The sequence below is a fragment of the Pseudomonas sp. B21-059 genome (assembly GCF_026016285.1).
Classification (GTDB): domain Bacteria; phylum Pseudomonadota; class Gammaproteobacteria; order Pseudomonadales; family Pseudomonadaceae; genus Aquipseudomonas; species Aquipseudomonas danubii.
In genome coordinates this window covers 4,561,844-4,579,125 of record NZ_CP087201.1, presented here as the reverse complement: position 1 = coordinate 4,579,125, position 17,282 = coordinate 4,561,844, and the positions used below count along the sequence as shown (strand labels likewise).

The following is a 17,282-nucleotide window of genomic DNA, read 5'->3' as shown; positions in this document are numbered from 1 at the left end:
GCCATGGGTTTAACCCCAGCCGGGTTACCCGGCATCGATCATTAACGAGGACTTACCATGACTAACGCCTACAAACGTCTCGACAAGGAAAATGCCGCTGTTCTGCTGGTTGATCACCAGGCCGGCCTGCTGTCGCTGGTCCGCGATATCGAGCCTGATCGCTTCAAGAACAACGTGCTGGCCCTGGCCGACCTGGCCAAGTACTTCAAGCTGCCGACCATCCTCACCACCAGTTTCGAAACCGGCCCCAACGGCCCGCTGGTGCCGGAGCTCAAGGCACTGTTTCCCGACGCGCCGTACATTGCCCGTCCCGGCCAGATCAACGCCTGGGACAACGAAGACTTCGTCAAGGCGATCAAGGCCACCGGCAAGAAACAACTGATCATTGCTGGGGTGGTCACCGAAGTCTGCGTGGCGTTCCCGGCGCTCTCGGCCCTGGAAGAAGGCTTTGAAGTCTTTGTGGTCACCGATGCCTCCGGCACCTTCAATGCACTGACCCGGGACTCGGCCTGGAACCGCATGTCCAACGCTGGCGCGCAATTGATGACCTGGTTTGGCCTGGCCTGCGAGCTGCATCGCGACTGGCGCAACGACGTGGAAGGCCTGGCGACCCTGTTCTCCAACCACATCCCGGACTACCGCAACCTGATGACCAGCTACAACACCCTGACCCAGGGCAAATAAGCTCCTGGCGCGGCGGATGGCCGCCCAGCGCCGGAGCCTGCGAAAACTAACCGGCGGTGAGGGCGTGCATGCCCTCACCGTCGGTTGTGTGTTGGCCATGCGCGGCACAGTCTGGCGCTGGCGGCGGGCTCCGCGCTCCGCGCCCTGGGCCTTTCCGGCTATACCTGCTCCTGTACCTTTCGTGCGATCTTGCCGCCATTGTCCTGCTGGAGTTGCTCGATGCTTGCCCCATTCGCCGATCACCTGCTGTTGGCCGCGATGACGCTGTTGCTGCTGGACCTTGCCCTGTGGCACCTGATCGGTACCCAGGGCGATCGCTGGAAGCTGGCGGTGCGGGTGCTGATCTTTTGCCTGTACAGCCTGATGCTGTTCAACCAGGGCCTGAGCCCCATGCAGACGGCGCCCTGGCCGGACGATGTGCCGTTGCACCTGGCGGCCACCGGTTTGCAGATCGGCTGGTGGCTGTTCGGCGCCCGGACCCTGACGGTGTTGCTGGGAACCCTGATGATGCAGCGGGTCGGTCACACCGGGCGGCTGTTGCAGGACTTGATGGGCGCGGTGATCTTCCTGATCGCCATCATCGCCGCCCTGGCCTACGTGCTGGACCTGCCGGTCAAGGGCGTACTGGCCACCTCCGGGGCGCTGGCAATCATCGTCGGCCTGGCCCTGCAAAGCACCCTCAGCGATCTGTTTTCCGGCCTGGTCCTCAATACCACCAAGCCCTATCAGATCGATGACTGGATCGCCATCGACGGCACCGAAGGCCGGGTAGTGGACATCGATTGGCGGGCGACCCGGCTGCAGACCTCTCAGGGCAGCATGGTGGTGATCCCCAACTCCCTGGCGTCCAAGGCCAAGATCACCAACTTCAGCCGCCCCAGCGATATCTATGGTTTATCCATCAGCGTGCAGGTCAGCCCCCACGCTCGCCCGCAGAAGGTCATCGAGGCCCTGGAGCGGGCCATGCTCGGCTGCCGTTTCCTGCTCGGCACCCCGGCCCCCAGCGTGGCCCTGAAAAGCTCAGGCAGCAGCGGCGCGGAATACGAGATCAGCGGCTTCGTCGCCACCATGGGGCAGAAGCGCGAAGTGCGAAACCAGCTGTTCGACTTGGCCTTCCGTCATCTGCAGGCCAGCGGCATCAGCCTGCTGTCCAGTGACGAGCCGGTGCAGAACCCGGCGCTGTCCCGACCTCGGGCGCTGCTGGACGCCTCCAGTATCTTTTCCACCCTGCGGCAGGAAGAGAAGGACACCTTCAGCCAGAACATGCAGTTGCAGACCTTCCGTGCCGGCGAAACCATCCTGCCGGCGGGGGCGGTCAGCGATCACCTGTTCATCATCGAGTCCGGTGTGGTGTCGGTGACCATGCAGCGTGACGGCAAGCCCTTCGAAGCCGGGCGCATGGGCCCGGGTGAAGTGATCGGCGAGGCGGGCGTGGTGGCCGAGCAGGCCACGATCGCGGAGTTTTCCGCCAAGACCTTCTGCAGCCTGTACCGCATCGACAACGAGTTCCTCAAACCCTGCCTGGATGCCCGTCACGACATCGGCGACGCCATGAAGACCCTGCTGGACTTCCGCCAGCACATTGCCCAGAGCCTGGCCCAGTCGCCGCCCAAGCCTGTGGCCAAGAAGGGCTTTCTGCAGTGGTTGCGCAGCCGCACCTGAGGTGCCCCGTCGCGGTTTCTCATTTGAAGTAGGCCCGGGGCGTGGTGCCGGTCATGGCCTTGAAGAAGGCGATAAAGATGCTGTCACTGGCAAAGCCCAGTTCGAAGGCCGTGTAGCCGATGCTGCGGCCGGTGGCCAGCAACTCGATGGCGCGCATCAGCCGCCATTGCTGACGCCATTGCTGGTAACCCAGGCCGGTCTCGCGCTGAAAGATGCGGCCGATGGTGCGGCTGCTGGCGCCGACCCGGGTGGCCAGCACCTTTAGCTCCGGTGGCAGGTGCTGCAGGTCTTCCAGCAGCGGCTGCGGGCGCTTGTCCCGGGGCAGGGGCAAGGACAGCGGCTGGTGCAGCGCAGCGCCGATTTCCTCCAGGCACAGGCCCAGCAGGTGTGGGTAGCGGCCCTGGCTCCAGTCGCAATCGAACGCCGCCAGGGCCATGGGTTCCAGCACGGCGCGCAGCAGGGGACTGACATCGATCACCGCCACGTCCGCCGGCAGGCGCGGACTGAGTTCGACACTGAAATACAGCGAGCGGTAATCCACGCTCTGTTGCATTTGCGCCCGGTGCTGCACCCCACCGGGAATCCAGGCCGCCCGCGAGGGGGGCAGCAGGCACAGGCGGTCGGCGAGGGTGATTCGGGTGCAGCCCTGGCGGGTGTACAGCAGTTGCCCGCGACGGTGCCGGTGCAGGCCAGAGTCATGATCGCCGAGGGTGGCGGCAACGCCGATCACCGGTGCGCTGAAGGGGTCCGGGTCGAAGCGTGCCTGGGGATCGAGCCATGCCATCTTTGTCCGATTTCCGCTGTTTGTTGGCCGGATTGCGATAATACGCCAGCCGCGCCTGCCTAGAATCGCCGGCATGTTTTTTTGCCGAGCACCCACCTGATGAATCCCCGTTCCCTGTTGCCCCTGGCCATGGCCCTGCTGATGTTCCCGCAGATCGCCCAAACCCTCTTCAGCCCGGCCCTGACCGATATCGGCCGGGCCTTTGGCGTCCCGGCGCAGCAGGCGGCCCAGAGCCTGTCGGTGTTTATCCTGGGGTTCGCGCCGGGGGTGGTGCTCTGGGGACGCCTGAGCGATCGCTGGGGGCGGCGCCCGGCCTTGCTTGGCGGGCTGGCGCTGTATGCCCTGGCGCTGGTCCTGGAGTTGCAGGCCCGCAGCTTTGCCCAGCTGTTGCTGTGCCAGGGCCTGGCTGCCCTGGGCGTGGCTGCCGGTTCGGTGGTGACCCAGACCCTGCTGCGGGACCTGTTCCAGGGCCGCGAACTGATCCGGGTGTTCTCGCTGATGGGCATGGTGCTGGCGGCCAGTCCCGCTATCGGCCTGTTCGCGGGAGCGGCCCTGAGCCGCGCTTTTGGCTATCAGGGCGCACTGACGGGGTTGCTGTTGCTGGCCCTGGCGTTGTTCTGCTGGTGCGCCCGGGCCTTGCCGGAAACCCGTCCGCCTGCGCAGCCTCTGGCGCCTTTGGCCGGCACCTTGTGGCAGATGCTGCGGGACCCCGCGATCTGGCGCTCGGCGCTGCTGGTGGCGGTGTTCAACCTGGCCTTGCTCAGCTATTACAGCCTCGGGCCCTTTGTGTTCCGTAGCCTGGGGCAGGGCGCGCAATGGTTCGGTTACAGCGGTGCGTTGCTGGCCCTGGGGTCCGGCCTGGGCGCCTGGCTCAATCGCCGGCTGTTGGGCCGGGGCTGGCACAGCGAGCGGCTACTGATGTTGGCAGCCCTGGCGGTGTTGGCCGGGGGCGGCGGGGTCCTGGCCTTGCAGCACAGCCTGTGGCTGGTGCTGCCGATGCTCGGGGTGGTGCTGGGCTTTGGCCTGGCGATCCCGAACATTCTCGGCTCGGCCCTGGCGGCCTACAGCGACCGGTTGGGCAGCGCCGGGGCCTGGTTCGGCTTGTTCTATTACCTGCTGATCGGCGCCGGCCTGCTGCTGGTGGGTTGGGGGCAGGCCCTGGGCCCGAGCCTTTGCCTGTGCGGCGCGGCGGCCCTGTTGCTGTGCCTGGGTGCGCGCCACCGCACATGAAAGCCGGGTTTGCGACACGCGGTCGCCGCACCGTCCCTGAAGGGTCCATTGTTTGACCATGATCAAGCCGTTGCCCGGCGCATCCGCGCAGCCTGTCGGCAGATCTGTGCAACGGCGCAGCCCCTTCCCGGAAATGGAGATCGGCAACATGGCCAAGATGAAAGCCGCGGTATTCGTGGAAAAGAACCGCATCGTCCTGGAAGACAAGGACATCCCCGAAATCGGTCCGCTGGACGCCCTGGTGCGCATCACCACCACGACGATCTGCGGCACCGACGTGCACATCCTGCGCGGCGAATACCCGGTGGCCAAGGGCCTGACCATCGGCCATGAACCGGTGGGCGTGATCGAGCGCCTGGGCTCCCAGGTCCGCGGTTTCCATGAGGGCCAGCGGGTGATCGCCGGGGCCATCACCCCCAGCGGCCAGAGCTACGCCTGCCTCTGTGGCTGCGGCTCCCAGGATGGGCCCGACACCCGCCATGGCTTTCGCGCCACGGGCGGCTGGAAGTTCGGCAACACCATCGACGGCTGCCAGGCCGAGTACGTGCGAGTGCCGGACGCCCTGGCCAACCTGTGCCCGATTCCCGACGGTCTGAGTGACGAAGAAGTACTGATGTGCCCGGACATCATGTCCACCGGCTTCTCCGGCGCCGAGCGCGCCGAAGTCAACATCGGCGACAGCGTGGCGGTGTTTGCCCTGGGGCCCATCGGCCTGTGCGCGGTGGCCGGGGCCCGGCTCAAGGGCGCCACCACCATCATCGGCGTCGACACCGTGGCCGCGCGCATGAGCGTGGCGCGCGGGTTGGGAGCGACCCATGTGGTGGACTTCAAGCAGGGCGATGTGGTGAAGCAGATCATGGACCTCACCGACGGCCGCGGGGTCGATGTGTCCATCGAGGCCCTGGGCACCCAGGGCACTTTCGAATCGGCGCTGCGGGTGCTGCGCCCGGGCGGCAAGCTATCGAGCCTGGGGGTCTATTCCTCCGACCTGCGCATCCCGCTGGACGCCTACGCCGCCGGCCTCGGCGACCTGAGCATCCTCAGTACCCTGTGCCCCGGCGGCAAGGAGCGCATGCGCCGCTTGATGGAGGTGGTCGCCAGTGGCCAGGTGGACCTCAAGCCCCTGGTTACCCACCGCTTCAAGCTGGATGACATCGAAGCCGCCTACGAACTGTTCGCCAGCCAGCGCGACGGCGTAATGAAGATCGCCATCACACCATGATCCGAGCACCGGGTGGCCTTGATGCATATCAAGGCGCCCGGGGCCGTCTGCCTCGACACTCAGGCCCATCAACGTCCAAGGAGGTCAACCATGAGCCAGTACCAGCGTCTGTTGCTGATTGCCGATCCCCAACAGCATCAGTCTCCCGCGGCGCGCCGCGCTGCCGCCCTGGCCAAGGCCAGCGGAGCGGCCTTGCATGCCCTGGTGTTCGTCGAACCACCGGCGCGTACCTACCTGTGGGAAGAGCACCTGGAGGAGAGTGAACGCCAGGCCTACCTGCAACGCCATGAGCGCTGGCTGCAGGTGGAAGCCGAATGGATGCGCGAGCAGGGCGTGGAAGTCACCACCCAGGTGATCTGGAGCACCCAGGTGCTCAAGGACATGCTGGCCTACATCAACGAATTCCAGCCTGACCTGCTGATCAAGGACGTGACCCTGGAATCGGCCCTCAAGCGGGTTTTCGTCACCCCCCTGGATTGCCACCTGCTGCGTGAAGCCCCGGTGCCGGTGCATCTGGTCAACGACGCTCCGCACAAACTGCCCCGGCGCATCGTCGCCGCCGTCGACCCGGCCCAGTCCGACACCCAGATCAGCGGCCTCAACGGCCTGATCATCCAGACCGCCAACGCCCTGGCCCTGCAATGCGATGCGCAATTGCACCTGCTGTATGCCTACGACCTGATGCCGATGCTCGATGGCGTCGCCCCGGTGGCGTCCACCGCCTGGAGCGTCAACTGCCTGGACGAGTTGCGCGACTCCCTGCACAAGGAATTCGAGCGCCTGGGCGATGAACACAACGTGCCCCAGGAATTTCGCCACTTCATCATGGGCCCGCCGGTGCCAGGCATTGCTCAGTTCGTCGACGAGTACCTGGTGGACGTGGTGGTCATGGGCACCGTGCACCGCACCGGCTTTGGCCGGCTGATCGGCAGCACAACCGAGCGTGCCCTGTATTCGATGCCGGGTAGCATCCTGGCGGTGAAGGCGCTGAGCCCGAACTGAAATCCCCGCTCTGACCCCGCCAGCGGCGAGCCTCAGCCCGGCTCGTCGCGCTGGCTGCCCGGCAGGTACGGCAGCAGCCGCGCGGTCTCCTTGCGCACCACCGCGTAGCACTCGCAGCTGTGCTGTTCCAGGCGCGGCCGGTCGAGGACGTTGATGCGCCCCCGGCTGTACTCGATGATGCCCTGGCGCTGCAGTTTGCCGGCGGCCTCGGTGACCCCTTCACGGCGCACCCCGAGCATGTTGGCGATCAACTCCTGGGTCATCACCAACTGGTTGCCCGGCAGGCGGTCCAGGGACAGCAGCAGCCAGCGGCACAGTTGCTGGTCGATGGAGTGGTGCCGGTTGCACACCGCGGTCTGGGCCATCTGGGTGATCAGCGACTGGGTGTAGCGCAGCATCAGCAGGAGCATCTCGCCGTGGCGGTTGAACTCGTCCTTGAGACGCTGCCCGGGCAGGCGCAAGGCATGCCCGGCGCTCTGCACGATGGCCCGGCTGGTGGTGCTCTCGCCGCCCATGACCAGGGACACGCCCACCAGCCCTTCGTTGCCCACCACGGCGATTTCCGCCGAGGCGCCGTTCTCCATCAGGTACAGCAGCGACACCACCGCGTCCGTGGGGAAATACACGTGGCGCGGGATATCCCCGGACTCGTAGAGCACCTGGCCCAGGGCCAGGGGCACCGGCTTGAGGTGGGGTAGCAGGCGCTCCTGCACCTCGGCCGGCAGTGCGTTGAGCAAGTGATTGGGCCCGAGCCCAAGGTTGTCGAACATCTCAGAACCACCGGATGGCAAGGCGTCAGCGCTCACTCAGGGTAGTCCAGGGCGTTGCCCGGTGTCTGTCATGGCGCCGACTCGGTGATGGCCGCTGTCGGGGAATGCCCGGTCTGCGGCGGTGGGACACTGACGGGCCAAGTGAGCAACACCCGGCGCGTGGTGCCGTCGTCCAGCAGCGGGATGGCCAGCCCCGGCAGGGGGCGGCCGTCCAGGCTCAGGCTGAGGTTGGCGCCTGGAGTCTGCTGCACCTCGATGTGGTAGACCGTCGCGCCAAACCGGTAGTCCAGGCTGTAGCCCGGCCAGTGGGCCGGGATCACCGGTTCGATGTACAGCTGCTCGCCTTCGCGGCGCAGCCCCAGCAACGACTCGACGATCAGTCGGTACATCCAGCCCGCCGAGCCGGTGTACCAGCTCCAGCCGCCGCGTCCGGTGTGGGGCGCCACGCCATAGACGTCGGCGGCCATCACATAAGGTTCGACCCGGTAGGTGGCCACCTGCTCGGCGCTGCGTCGGCTCACCGGGTTGATCATGTGCAGCAGCTCCCAGGCCCGGGCGCTGTCCCCCAGGCGGGCGAAGGCCATGCTGGCCCAGATCGCCGCGTGGGTGTATTGGCCGCCGTTCTCCCGCACCCCGGGCACATAGCCCTTGATGTAGCCCGGGTCCAGGGGACTGTGGGCGAACGGCGGGTCCAGCAGCAGCACCACGCCGCTGTCGCGGCGCACCAGATGCCGGTCCAGGGACTCCATGGCCTGATGCTGGCGGACGTCACTGGCGGCAGCGGAGAGCACCGACCAGCTCTGGGCGATGGAGTCGATGCGGCATTCCTGGTTGTCGGCGGAGCCCAGGATCTGGCCGTCGTCGAACCAGGCCCGGCGATACCACTGTCCGTCCCAGGCCTGGCTGTCGAGGGCGGCGCGCAAGGCCAGGGCCTGCTCGCGACAGGTCCGGGCGAAGGCCGGGTCGTCGTGCTGTTCGGCGGTGACGGCGAACCGCTGCAGCACCTCGTGGCTGAAGAACCCCAGCCACACGCTTTCCCCCAGGCCCCGCTCGCCGACCCGGTTCATGCCGTCATTCCAGTCCCCGGTGCCCATCAGCGGCAAACCGTGGACGCCGCGCCGGCTGCCGTGCTCGATGGCCCGTTGGCAGTGGCGGTAGAGGCTCTCCCGCAGTCCGCTGGCCTGGGGCAGGTCGTAGTAGGACTCTTCCCCGGGGTTGAGCTGGCGACCTTCCAGGTAACCCACTTCAACCTCCAGCACACTGCGGTCGCCGGTGATCTGCACGTAGCGGCTGGTGGCCAGGGGCAGCCAGAGGAAGTCATCGGAGCAGCCGGTGCGCACCCCGCGATTCTGTGGCGGGTGCCACCAGTGCTGGACGTCGCCCTCGGGGTACTGGTGGGCGGCGCAGAGCAGCAGGTGCTCGCGGGCCAGGGTCGGCTCGGCGTGGATCATTGCCATGCTGTCCTGCAACTGGTCGCGAAAACCGATGGCGCCACCGGACTGGTAGAAACCGCTGCGAGCCCAGAAGCGGCAGGCGATGGTCTGGTACATCAGCCAGCCGTTGGCCATGACATCGACGGCCGGGTCCGGGGTATGCACTTGCAGTGTGCCCAGGCTGTCCTGCCAGTGCTGGTGCACGGCGGCCAGTTCGCTCTGCGCCATCTGCGTGCCGCGGTACTGCAGGACCCGCCGGGTTGCGGCCTTGGCATCCACCTCGGCCCCCAGGCGGAACAGCACTTCCTGGCTCTGGCCGTCCGCCAGCTCCAGCGCCACCTGCATCGCCGCGCACGGATCGAAACCGGCGCCGGAACGCCCGGACAGACGCCCCCGAGTCAACGCGGCCGGCGCCGCGAGGCTGCCGTTGCGGCCAATGAACTCGCTGCGGTCGCCGGTGAAACTGCGCACCGCCGAGTCGGTGTCGAGAAACGCCACATGCCCGGAAAACTCCATGTTGTAGGGGTTGCGGGCGAACAGCGCGCCACTGACCGGATCGCTTTCAGTGACCACATGCATGGCCGAGCGGCCGCGCAATTCCCCCAGCACCCATTCCACGTAGCAGGTCACTGTGAGGCGCCGTGGCCGGCCGCTGCGGTTGCGGATCTTCAACCGCGAGAACTTGATCGGCGCCTGCAGCGCCACATAGATCGTCAGCTCGCTGTGAATGCCGTTCTCCTCATGCTCGAACACGCTGTAGCCGAAGCCATGGCGGGTGCGATAGCTGCCGTTGCCGGGGCAGGGCTGGGGAGTGGGCGACCAGACCTGGCCGCTGTCTTCGTCACGCAGGTACAGGGCTTCGCCGCTGGGGTCGCTGACCGGGTCGTCGTGCCAGGGGCTGAGGCGGTACTCGTGGGCGTTTTCGCGCCAGCTGTAGGCGCCGCCGCTTTCCGAGATCACCGTGCCGAACAGCGGGTTGGCGAGCACGTTGGCCCAGGGCGCCGGGGTCGGTTGCCCGGGGTTGAGGGTGATCAGGTATTCGCGGCCGTCGCTGCTGAAGCCGCCGTAGGGCGTTTCCAGGATCAGTTCCGGCAGCGGGGCGGGCGGGGCACTGCTGGCCGTTTGTGGCAGGCGCACCAGGGGCGCTTCCAGGCGCGGCAGCGACGGATCGGCGCGGCGCCGGTGGACCTGCTCGGCGAGGCTGCCGCGGCTGTCGCTGATCACCAGGCGCGCCACCGCCAGCATCAGCACGCGGTCTTCGCCCGACAGTTGCTGGGCCGGACGCACGAAGATGCCCCCGGGACGGTCGATCAGGCTGGCTTCGCTGCCGGAGGTCACCAGGCCCATGATCAGGTCCTGGAGCTGCTGGCGGTAGCCGACCTGATCCTCGTTCCAGATCACCAGGTCCACCGCCAGGCCTTTCTGTCGCCAGTAGGCGTGGGCCTTGATCAGTTGCTGCACCAGGGTGATGTTGGCCAGGTCACCCACTTGCAAAAGGACGATCGGCAGGTCGCCGGAAATGCCCTGGCCCCAGAGCCCGGACTGGCTGCGGCGGTTGGCCAGCAGCAGGCTGCTGTCGGCCCGCAGGCTGGCGTTGGCGTAGAGCAGCGAGGCGGCCATCTGTTGGAACAGCCGGGCTTCGGCCAGCGAGGCGTTGAGCTGGCGCAACAGCACCTGGCTGTGGGTCCAGGCCAGGTCGAAGACCCGGTCCGCCAGGTGCCGGTCACGGTATTTGTGGATCAGTTGCAGGCAGTGTTCGCGGCTCTCGGCGACCCCGGTCACCAGGTCGATGGTGGCGCTCTGGCCGGGGTCGAGGGTGATCCGGCAGCGGATCGCCACGATCGGGTCGAGCACCGGTCCGTCGGTCCCCGAGAGTCGTTCGACCTGCGGGTCCAGGGCCTGGGGCGCGGCCAGATCCCGGCCGCGGCCGATAAAGCGTGCGCGGTCGGTTTCATAGGAGATGGCGTCGATGTCCACGCCGTGGGCCGCCAGCAGGTGGCACAGCCACGGCACTGGCTGCTCCTGGGCCCGTGGCCGGCGGCTGCAGACGATGGCCTGCAGGCTGGGCAGCAGTTCGGTTTCGATGAACAGGTTGCTGAAGGCCGGGTGGGCCGCATCGCTCTGGGCCGGGGCCAGGACCACCTCGGCGTAGCTGGTGAGCTCGATGCTGCGGCGCCCCCGGGCCCGGTTGCACAGGTGCAGGCGGCGCAGTTCGATGGGGTCCTCGGGGGACACGACGATTTCCAGGTGGCTGTCGAAGTCCCGTTCACGCACGCGGAATTCGGCCCGGGCATCGGTGAAGATCGCCTCGAAATGCTCTGGGCGGTGGCGGGTTGGCTGGTAGGCCGCGGACCAGAAGTCGCCGCTGGCCACGTCCCGCAGGTAGCAGAACTGCCCCCAGTGATCGCGGGTCGGGTCTTCGTGCCAGCGGGTCACTGCCAGTTCGTTGCAGCGGCTGTAGCCACCACCGGCACTGCTGAGCATCAGGTGGTAGTGACCGTTGGACAGCAGTTGCACGGCCGGGCGCTTGCGGTCCGGGTCGGCGAATACCCGCAGTTTGTTTTCATGGGCCCGGGCCGCTTCGTCGGCTTCCGGAGCACCGGCGGCGTGCAGGTACTGGGCGGCGGTTTTCGGCACCCGTTCCTGCAGTAGCAGGGCGATGGCCTGGAACTGCGGATCGGATTCGAAGCGCCGTTGCATGGGTTGATCCAGCAGCAACCAGGCCAGGGCCAGCAGGCTCATACCCTGGTGGTGAGCCATGAACGACCGCACCACGGCATGGTCCTGGCCCCGGGGCAGGCGCGACTCGGTGTAGTCCACGGCTTCATAGAGGCCGAAGCGTCCACCCAGCCCCAGCTGTGCCAGGCGCTGCAGGTTCTGGCAGGCGGCCTGGGGCGCCACCATCAGCGCCAGGACACTGGCGTAGGGCGCCACCACCCGTTCCGCGCCGAGGCCACGCTTGAGCCCCAGGCCCGGTACGCCGAACGCCCGGTACTGGTAGTTGAACTGACTGTCGAGGGTGTTGTAGCCCGACTCGGACACGCCCCAAGGCAGGCCCAGTTGCTGGCCGTGCTCGATCTGCAGGGCCACCGCGGCGCGGCAGGTCTGGTCCAGCAGGGTGCCCTGGTAGCTGGGCATCACCAGCATCGGCATCAGGTACTCGAACATCGAGCCGGTCCAGGACAGCAGCACCGGGGTGCCGGCGCTGCTGGTGAGCAGGCGGCCCAGGGCGAACCAGCTTTCCTGGGGCAACTGTCCCTGGGCGATGGCGACAAAGTGGGTCAGGCGCACTTCCGAGGCCAAGAGGTCGTAGTAACCGGCATCCAGGCGGTGCTCATCGGCGTTGTAGCCGATCACCAGCAAGTGACGACGGGTGTCGTAGAGAAAGCCGAAGTCCATCTGCGCCATGCTGGCTACCGCTTCCAGCAATCGACTGAGGCAACTGATGCGCTCCAGGGCCAGCTCCTGCACGGCGGCGATCCGCTCGTGGTGCATCGGCAACCAATACCCGGCGTCCAACTGGGCCAACTGGCGCCAGCTCAGGGTGCCGAAGCGGCGGCCATCGGCCATGGGCGGCAGGCAGCGCCATTGCAGTTCGTCATGCAGGTCACGGCATTGCGCGGCCAGTGCCTGGCGCCAGAAGTCCACATCGTCCGTTGTGCCGGTCTGCGCCTGCTCGACGCTGTCGGCAATCCGTTGCAGCAGCCCCAGCAAGGCATCCGGAGCCACATCGGCATGCAGGCTCAGGTGCTCATGCACGGCGCGGGTTTCCAGGCGCCAGCGCAGCACTGGGGCGGTGTCCTGGCCGGCCGCCGTGAGGGCGTCTTGGAACACATCGAGGCTGTCCAGCAGGCCGTTGGCGATCTGCAGCAGCGCCGGAGGACTGTCCACCAGGGCCTGCAGGCCGGGGCGCAGGGTCAGCAGCATGCCCACCAGATTGCCGCTGTCCACGGTGGACACATAGCGCGGCGGCAAGGGTTGCAGGCTCTGGGTGTCGTACCAGTTGTAGAAGTGCCCGCGATAGCGTTCCAGCCGGCCCATGCTGGCCAGCATCTGCTCCAGGCGTTGCATCAGCCGGCGGCTGCTCAGGTAGCCGAAGTCGTGGGCCGCCAGATGGGCCAGCAGGGCCAGCCCGAGGTTGGTCGGCGAGGTGCGATGGGCGATGCGCTGCTGGGGCTGTTCCTGCAGATTGTCCGGAGCCAGCCAGTTGTCATCGGGGCCGACGTACTGGTCGAAAAAGCCCCAGGTGCGGCGGGCCAGGCTCTGCAGGAAACGCCGTTGGCCGCTGGAAGGCTCGAACGCCACCTGGCTTGCCGGGCGGCTGAGCCACCAGGCCAGGGCCGGGCCGGCCAGCCAGGCCAGGAGCAGGGGGGCGGCCATCAGCAGTTGCGGCCGCGGCCACAGTAGCGCCGTCAGCAGCAGGGCCAGCAACGGGCCGATCCACATCCGCCGGTACAGCTGCAGCAGGTTGTCATCCGGACCGCGCTCGGCTTCCCGGGACGGTTGCCACTGCAGGCGATGAGCTTTGCTGATGCCCATGCGCCACAACGCGCGGGCCATGGCGTCCAGGCTGTAGGCGACCTCATAGGGCAGCCAGGCCAGGGGCAACAGGGCCCGGGACAGGTGCTGGCCGGCGCTGCCCAGGGCGGCGCTCAGTTGTTGCAGCAACGGCACTTCCGGGGTGTTGTGCACCAGCTCGCGCAAGGCGGCGGACAGGGGCAGCACCAGCAGCACAATCAGCACCGCCAGGGTCCAGGCCAGGGGCTGGGTGGAGCCCAGCCAGCCCCACAGCAGCATGCTCAGCAAGGCCAGGGGTTCGAGGCTGCGACGCAGGTTGTCGAGGATTTTCCAGCGTGCCAGCGGGCTCAGGCGATTGCTTTCCAGGCCGCCGGCGGCCTTGGGCGACCAGGGTAGGAGCCAGGGCAGCAGTTGCCAGTCGCCGCGAATCCAGCGCTGGCGGCGCTTGACGTCGGCGCTGTAGCGCGCCGGGTATTCCTCGAACAGCTGCACATCACTGAGCAGCCCGGAACGGGCATAGCAGCCCTCGATCAGGTCGTGGCTGAGAATCCGGTTGTCGGCAAAGCGCCCGCCCAGGGTCTGCTCGAAGGTGTCCAGGGCATAGATGCCCTTGCCGACGAAGGAACCTTCCTGGAACAGGTCCTGGTAGACGTCCGACACCGCGCGGGTATAGGGATCGATCCCGGCATCGCTGGCGAACAGCCGGGAATAGGCGCTGCGCGCGGTGCTCGACAGGCTGATGCCGACCCGCGGCTGGAGAATCCCGTAGCCGCTGACGATGCGCCCGCTGAGCGGATCGGTCTGGGGCCGGTTCAGCGGATGGTCCATGGCGCCCACGCATTGCTGGGCCACGTCCCGGGGCAGTTGGGTGTCGCTGTCCAGGGTGATGACGTAGGTGATCTCGGGCAGGGCCTGGATATCGCCGACGATCAGCGAGAAGCGTTCCTGGCCCCGGCCGCGCAGCAGGGCGTTGAGGTCTTCGAGCTTGCCGCGTTTGCGCTCGTGGCCCATCCAGCAATGTTCGGCGGCGTTCCACAGCCGTGGCCGGTGCAGCAGGTAGAAGCGATCCACCGCCTCTTCGGGGTACTTCAGGTTCAGCGCCTCAATGCCTTGTCGGGCCAGCGCCAGCAGGGCGGTGTCGCCGTCCTGGGTTTCGCTGGGGGCGTCGAGAAAGTCGCTGAGCAGGGCGAAGTACAGCTGGGCATCGCGGTTGGCCAGAAAGCGCACTTCCAGGCCTTCCACCAGCTCTTCGACATCCACCGCGTTGCCGAACAGGCAGGGCACCGCCACCAGGGTCCGGGCCCGGGGCGCAATGCCTTCGCTGTAGTCCAGGCGCGGCAGAATGCCCGGGGCCACGGTCAGGGTCACCAGGCCGTTGATCAGGCCGATGGCCAGGCGGCTGGCCAGCAGCAACGCCGGCACCGCCCACAGTGCCAGCCAGTAATGGCCGGGGCTGGCTTCCTGATACAGGGCATCGAGAAACGGCCAGGCGAACAGCGCCGAGAGCAGCATCACCGGCCCCAGGAAAAAGCCCAGGGGCGCCTGGGTCAGCAGGCGCCGGCCGCGTTCGGCCAGGGGCACTCGGGCGCCGATCTGTTGTTCCAGAGTGCGGCGTCCGGCGCCGATCAGGTAATGCCCGACATGGCCGGCCACGGCTTCCGGGGCCTCGGCGCGGTAGTGGGCCCGGGCCAGTTCGATGCACTGGCGGGCCACCTGGTCTTCACTCAGGGGGCAGTGGCGGGTCAGGCGTTCGAGCACATGCCGGTAATGGTCACGGGTGGCGAAATCCATGCGCCGGTAGACCTTGGCCGGGTCGTCCTGGAGCACCTGTTCGACCCGGCTCATCAGTTCGACGAACTCGCGCCAGTTGCTGGCCGAGAGCAGGCGCAGGCTGGAAATGCTGTTGCTGATGGACACCTGATCGGCGGCTTGCTGTTGGGCGTCGAGCTGCACCAGGCGCTCGATGTTCAGCCCGGTTTCCCCCAGCAGTTGCTCGATCCAGGCCAGGGGCAGCACCAGGGCGGCGTTCTGGCCCTGCAGACGCCGCGCCAGTTCAGCGACGAAGGCGGCACTCATGGGCGGTGCCGAGCGCGCCATGTCGGCCACCGCCAGCACCACGCTCTTGGCGTCCTGCTCGGCGGTTTCCATCAGACGGTCGGCCCAGTCGTTGGCCAGATTGCGCTCGCTCCAGTTGGCCATGACCCGGAAGGCCACGCGCCGCAGGTTCTCGATCAAGGCCAGGCGCAGCATGATCGGAATCGCCCACAGCTCGCCGAGCTTGAGCGGGGTGACGCTCTGGTAGCTGTCGACGAAACGCCCCAGGCTTTCGCTGTCGACCCGGCCGTCGCCGTGGGAAATGGTTTCCAGGGCGATGTCGTAGACCCGTGGCAGGCCCGCCGACTGGCCGTTGGCCAGGCGCGGCAATTGCCGGCTGTAGCCCCGGGGCAGGTGAGTGCGGGTGATGCGGATCTGTTCTTCCAGCAGGTAGTAGTTGTCCAGCAGCCATTCGGCGGCGGGGGTGGCCCGGGGCGAGCTGCCGGTGGCGGCGGTCAGGCTTTTGCAGCAACTGGCCAGGGCGCTGGCGTTGTCCGACAGGCGTGCCAGCAGCCAGTCGGGGTTGCGGCTTTGGCTCAGGCGGTGCTGGTGCGCCAGCAGGGTGCCGTGGCTGGCCATCTGTTCACTGCTGAACAATTCCGAGCGCAGCGGCGCTTCGTATTCGACGCTGTTGCGCGAGGCCTTCCATTGGCCGTATCTGGCGGCGGGCAGACGGCAGAACCTCAGGAATGTGTGGGTCCAATGACTGTCCATGTTTTCCTTGGCATAACAGAGCCGTCCCTCGGCACGGGGTGCGAGGGAGGGCCGGGAGCGGGGCGTGCGGTCAAATCGATGCACCGTCGCGACGAACGTTTCAGGCAAAAAGCTGCAACCTTGACGGTGGCGGGCGTGGGGGAGGGTGTCTGTGCGTTGGGGCACATAGGCGGGCGATCGGCATTTCTGTTGGGTGGGGGGCTTGTTGTGGTGAGGGGGGGGTGTTCCTGTTTGGGGGCGTGGTGGTCGTGGAGCATGAGGGGGCGGTCTTGTTGGTGGGCATGTCCGTTGCTGCGGGTGTGGTTGCTGGCGGTTTCGCTCTTACAGCGGTGGGCGGTGTACATATCCGTTGCTGCGGTAACGGCCACTTATGGTTTCGCTCTTACAGCGACTCACTTTTGAAAAGCGCAAAAGTAAGCAAAACGCTCTGCCCCTCCACTCGGTGCCTCGCCTAGGCTCGGCATGCCCTCACTCCGGCATTGATCCGTGGGCCGCCGCCACCGGCCATCCATGGCCGGGTGGCGGCTAACCCGGCATCCCTGCCGGGTTACCCACGGCTCAATGCCTGCGTTCGGCCATCGTGGTTAACGGGGCGTTCAGATCAAGATCAAGATCAAGAGCCAGACGGCGGCCTTGCGGCCGGCCTGGAGCGGGAATGGGGGGGAGCACCTTCCCTTGTAGGAGCTGCCGAAGGCTGCGAACGGGCGAGCATCGCCCGGCCAGTTGGCGCGGTGCATCAGGTACATCGCAGATACGAAAACAAGGCGGCGGGACGGTGAGCGGGCTGGTTGCTGACAAGCTAACCCGCCGGGGGAAAACGCTATCGCCACAAATCTTTGGCTGTTTCAGAGAGTGCTGAAAGGTGCTTGGAACTACGCCCATTCGCTTTCTTTTGTAAGGCAAATCCGAGAAACTGCCGGCCGCTTGAATGCGCCTGGTGGGCGGGCTAGGGTGCTGGAGCCATCGCCAAATCGATGGCTCGGATGTGCAAGTCCGAACTCTGCAAAGGCGCACAAACGATCAGCACTGATTGGTCGTTTTCATGTCCGCTGCGTTATGGCGGCCGTGCGTGGGAGATCTTCGGATCTGCCGGGTGTCCTTGCAGACTCGGTCTTGCACACCTGCGTACGGCTGCCACCTTATTCGTGTGCAAGCGAACGGTGTTGGCT

At 66.9% G+C, this 17,282-nt stretch carries 8 protein-coding genes; 5 read left to right on the top strand and 3 right to left on the bottom strand.

The window, feature by feature from the left end:
* Nucleotides 1–57: 57 nt before the first annotated feature.
* Nucleotides 58–684 (top strand): isochorismate family cysteine hydrolase YcaC, encoded by a 627-nt coding sequence (gene ycaC / locus LOY69_RS20125; protein WP_060840265.1) that lies wholly within the window; start codon nt 58–60, stop codon nt 682–684.
* A gap of 219 nt (nt 685–903) precedes the next feature.
* Nucleotides 904–2,346, top strand: coding sequence for a mechanosensitive ion channel family protein (locus LOY69_RS20120; RefSeq protein ID WP_102880159.1), 1,443 nt, complete (start codon nt 904–906; stop codon nt 2,344–2,346).
* Nucleotides 2,347–2,365: 19 nt separating this feature from the next.
* On the opposite strand, the gene LOY69_RS20115 is transcribed toward LOY69_RS20120, so the two are convergent.
* Entirely contained in the window at nt 2,366–3,130 is a 765-nt protein-coding gene (locus LOY69_RS20115) for an AraC family transcriptional regulator (RefSeq protein WP_265073486.1), read from the bottom strand.
* 99 nt (nt 3,131–3,229) lie between these two features.
* Between LOY69_RS20115 and LOY69_RS20110 the strand changes: the two genes are divergently transcribed.
* The 3 genes from LOY69_RS20110 (at nt 3,230) to LOY69_RS20100 (ending at nt 6,584) form a co-directional block, all read left to right on the top strand.
* Nucleotides 3,230–4,360, top strand: coding sequence for an MFS transporter (locus LOY69_RS20110; protein ID WP_265073485.1), 1,131 nt, complete (start codon nt 3,230–3,232; stop codon nt 4,358–4,360).
* Between the two features lie 148 nt (nt 4,361–4,508).
* The gene (locus LOY69_RS20105; RefSeq protein ID WP_053152835.1) at nt 4,509–5,582 is read left to right on the top strand and encodes an NAD(P)-dependent alcohol dehydrogenase; all 1,074 of its coding nucleotides are present in this window, start codon (nt 4,509–4,511) and stop codon (nt 5,580–5,582) included.
* Between the two features lie 90 nt (nt 5,583–5,672).
* A complete protein-coding gene (locus LOY69_RS20100) occupies nt 5,673–6,584 on the top strand; it encodes a universal stress protein (RefSeq protein WP_102880161.1) in 912 nt (303 codons plus the stop codon).
* Between the two features lie 32 nt (nt 6,585–6,616).
* On the opposite strand, the gene LOY69_RS20095 is transcribed toward LOY69_RS20100, so the two are convergent.
* Nucleotides 6,617–7,354, bottom strand: a complete 738-nt coding sequence (locus LOY69_RS20095; protein ID WP_102880162.1) for a Crp/Fnr family transcriptional regulator — start codon at nt 7,352–7,354, stop codon at nt 6,617–6,619.
* A 68-nt stretch (nt 7,355–7,422) separates the two neighbouring features.
* Nucleotides 7,423–16,113, bottom strand: coding sequence for a glycoside hydrolase family 94 protein (locus tag LOY69_RS20090; RefSeq protein WP_265073484.1), 8,691 nt, complete (start codon nt 16,111–16,113; stop codon nt 7,423–7,425).
* Nucleotides 16,114–17,282: the final 1,169 nt, after the last annotated feature.

Bases quoted from the DNA above. Each gene is read 5' to 3' on its own strand.
- ycaC (WP_060840265.1), top strand. From the start codon at position 58: ATGACTAACGCCTACAAACGTCTCGACAAGGAAAATGCCGCTGTTCTG.
- LOY69_RS20120 (WP_102880159.1), top strand. From the start codon at position 904: ATGCTTGCCCCATTCGCCGATCACCTGCTGTTGGCCGCGATGACGCTG.
- LOY69_RS20115 (WP_265073486.1), bottom strand. From the start codon at position 3,130: ATGGCATGGCTCGATCCCCAGGCACGCTTCGACCCGGACCCCTTCAGC.
- LOY69_RS20110 (WP_265073485.1), top strand. From the start codon at position 3,230: ATGAATCCCCGTTCCCTGTTGCCCCTGGCCATGGCCCTGCTGATGTTC.
- LOY69_RS20105 (WP_053152835.1), top strand. From the start codon at position 4,509: ATGGCCAAGATGAAAGCCGCGGTATTCGTGGAAAAGAACCGCATCGTC.
- LOY69_RS20100 (WP_102880161.1), top strand. From the start codon at position 5,673: ATGAGCCAGTACCAGCGTCTGTTGCTGATTGCCGATCCCCAACAGCAT.
- LOY69_RS20095 (WP_102880162.1), bottom strand. From the start codon at position 7,354: ATGTTCGACAACCTTGGGCTCGGGCCCAATCACTTGCTCAACGCACTG.
- LOY69_RS20090 (WP_265073484.1), bottom strand. From the start codon at position 16,113: ATGGACAGTCATTGGACCCACACATTCCTGAGGTTCTGCCGTCTGCCC.